At 66.1% G+C, this 2,964-nt stretch carries 4 protein-coding genes; 2 read left to right on the top strand and 2 right to left on the bottom strand.

The window, feature by feature from the left end; all coding sequences use genetic code 11:
- Both EN984_RS28830 and EN984_RS28835 read left to right on the top strand, forming a co-directional pair.
- Positions 1 to 203: DUF1236 domain-containing protein (locus tag EN984_RS28830; protein ID WP_127384138.1), on the top strand; the 203-nt coding region annotated here is incomplete at its 5' end.
- Positions 204 to 280: 77 nt separating this feature from the next.
- The gene (locus EN984_RS28835) at positions 281 to 493 is read left to right on the top strand and encodes a hypothetical protein (RefSeq protein WP_127268529.1); all 213 of its coding nucleotides are present in this window, start codon (positions 281 to 283) and stop codon (positions 491 to 493) included.
- A 304-nt stretch (positions 494 to 797) separates the two neighbouring features.
- On the opposite strand, the gene EN984_RS28840 is transcribed toward EN984_RS28835, so the two are convergent.
- On the bottom strand, positions 798 to 1,349 hold the full coding sequence (locus EN984_RS28840) for an isochorismatase family protein (RefSeq protein ID WP_127268523.1): 552 nt from the start codon (positions 1,347 to 1,349) through the stop codon (positions 798 to 800).
- A 41-nt stretch (positions 1,350 to 1,390) separates the two neighbouring features.
- A partial coding sequence (locus tag EN984_RS28845; protein ID WP_164765715.1) for a WD40 repeat domain-containing protein occupies positions 1,391 to 2,964 on the bottom strand: 1,574 nt, incomplete at its 5' end.

Consider the following 2,964-nt stretch of genomic DNA (forward strand, 5'->3'; position numbering starts at 1 on the left):
ACACGGTCATCCGCGAGTATGTGAAGAAGCAGCCCCTCGCTTCGGTCAAGGTTCCCGGTGTGGAACTGAATATTGGTAGCGCGTTGCCGGAAACGGTCGAGCTTCATGAGATCCCCGATGTCCAATACCGCTACGTGGTCGTCGACAACCGCACAGTCCTGGTGGATCCGGGCACCCGCAAGATCGTCAAGGTCTACGACTGAATTTCGAACGGTCCCAAACCCGCCGCCAGCCATGGCGGCGGGTCGCACATGTCAGGTTCCAAACAGGACGAGTGAAGATGACAAGCAAAGCTGTGAGATCCCCTGCTTTGGGCGTTCGCCTGGCCGATCTCCAAGCCAGAATGCGCAATGCGCGGGTGACGGATGCCGAAATGAAAACCTTTCAAAAGGTCGCGGCCATCATGGAAGATCGTCATGGCCGGATCGATGCCGACGACCTGATTGCGGCGTCGTTCCTCGCCGATCCGGTGCAGGAGCGACGGACGCCTTGAGGGGCATGCCGACAACCAGCAGACTTTTTGATTCCCCGTACCGGGAAAGCGCGCCGAAAGTCTCAGCCGAATCCGCACTTTTGCTCCGGCCTATTCCGCTTTCGCGGAAGTTTCGAGCGACCTGCGATGTGCAATGTTGCTAATGCGGCGGTACGAGCCGCCCTGGTTGACGCGGGCGCCCGAGCCATCCCAACAATGCGCCCCCCCGTCCGCGTCGACCACGGCAGCCGCCTGGCGCTGCCTTCCCTCGCGAAGTCCTCAACCCGGCCTGCCTGATAATGCCGCCTGCGGCGACGGTCGGGCTTCAGCCGCCGACAAGCGCCTTTGTGGTCACCAGATTGACACCGGCCTCCGCGAATTCGCCATTGTGCCTGGTGATGACCTGTTCGGCACTCTCGCTGGCATTGTCCAGCGTGCTGTGCGCATCGGACACCACGGTCACGCCGAGCCCTCTGGCGACCGCGCCCTTGACCGTCGCGGCCACGCAAAAATCGGTCTGTGCGCCCAAGAGCACGACAGCACCCGCACCTTGCCCGGCCACCCAATCGCCGAAGGCGGGATTGCTGAATGCATCGCGCACCGATTTGGCAAAGGTCGGCTCGTCCGCCGCCTGGCCGAGCGCGGGCCAAACCGGCCAGCCCGGCTCATCCGGTGCCAACGGGTCGCCATCGGGTCCGTCATGCCTGATAAAAGCGACCTTGCGCCCGCCGCGCCGCGCCCAATCGATCACCGCCTTGGTGCGCTCGACAATATCTCGCGCATCATGGATCGGCGGCTCGTGCACACCGTCGAACATGCCGGTCTGGAGATCGATGACAATGAGCGGCGCGTTGTCCGGGAGGCTGGGAGCTGACATGGTTTTTCATAGCACGGCGGACAATGCGATCAAGGTTCCGTTCACTCCGGCGCGCCGGCAAACAGCACGACGCTGTCGCCGCCGGCGGCCGGCCAATCCCTGATGGTGCGGTCGTTGCCGCCGGTCACCACCGTGCCATCGGCGGTGAAGGCCACCGCGTAGATCGGGCCGGTCCGGCTATCGAACATCGCGATCTGGTTGCCGGTGTCCATGTCCCACAGCCGCGCCGTGCCGTCGAGCGAGCCGGAGACCAGGCGCTGGCCGTCGGCCGACAGCGCCAATGAGTAGACGGTGCCTTCGTGGCCTTCAAAGCGGCGCGCTTCGCGGCCGCTGTCTAGATCCCAGAGCTTGATCGTGTAATCGCCACTGCCGGTGACCAGATGATGCCCGTCGGCGGTGAACGCGGCGCCATATGTGCCTCGCTCATGCCCGTGCCAACTTCGTAATTGCTTGCCGCTTTCGATGTCCCAAAGTTTCAGTGTGCCGTCTATGCTGCCGCTGAGGGCTTGCCTGCCATCGGGCGAGACGGCGACGGCGCTGACCGACCAGCCGTTCCCGCTCATGGCGTGCAGCACAGCGCCCTTCTTGAGATCCCAGACGATGACATTGCCCGTGTCGTGCCCGCTGATGGCATGTTTGCCGTCCGGGCTGATCGCCAGCTTTCTGACGCCGCCATTGCCGCCCGAGGAGAAGACATGCAGCACCGCGCCGTCGGAAAGTTTGCGCTGCACGATCTCGCCGTCGTCGCCGGCCGTCAGCGCGCTGACGCCGTCGGGCATGAACAGCGCCGTGCGGGCCATATCCTTGTGCACGCCGAGAGTGCGGATCAGCTGCTTGGCGGCGATGTCCCACAGCTTGATCGTGTGATCGGTGCTGGCGCTCATGATCGAGTGCCCGTCGGGCGCCACCGCCAGCCAGACGACCGAGTCGCGGTGGCCCTCGGGCTGCGTCGGTAGCGGCGGCGGAGCCGGCGGCAATGGCGCCACGATGGGCGGCGGAATGACCGCGACCTCCGGCGGCGCCGGAGGCGCGGGCGCGGTCGGCGGCACTAGCGTTGGCGGGGTCGGTTGCACCAGCGCCGGCGGCGTCAGTGGGACCGGTGCCGCAGGCGGATCGGCGGCCTCCGGCGGCGAAGCAGCTTCTGCTGGTGCAGGCGGTGGGGCTGCCGGCTCTGAGGCCGGCGGCGCGCTGGCGACATCCTGCCCCTTGGGTTCGTTGGCCTTCGGCTCGCCAGGATTGGGTTCGTCGGCCTTCGGTTCGACGGGCTCGCTGGCTATGTCGCCGCCTTCATGCCAAGGGCCGAACCGGTCGGCGGCCAGTGCGGCGACCACGACCAATGGCAGGACGAGAAAGACTCTGCGCAGGCCGGGCGTGCCAACGTCCTGCATCTCCGCCGCGCGACCAAACAGCGGCGCGCCCGCTGCTTGGCCCGACCGGTCCGGCAAGAGGCCGGCCCAAAACAGCCCTGCACCAAGCAGGCAGGCGAACGCCGCCACCAGGAACCCCGCCAGCCGTAACGAGGCTGGATCCATCGGCGGGCCTGAAAAGCCGCGCCAGAGGAAAGCCTCGCCGATTGCCGGCCAATAGATCCGCGCCAGGCAGCCTACGGCGACAA

This window comes from Mesorhizobium sp. M7A.F.Ca.CA.004.12.1.1 (assembly GCF_003997835.1).
Taxonomy (GTDB): domain Bacteria; phylum Pseudomonadota; class Alphaproteobacteria; order Rhizobiales; family Rhizobiaceae; genus Mesorhizobium.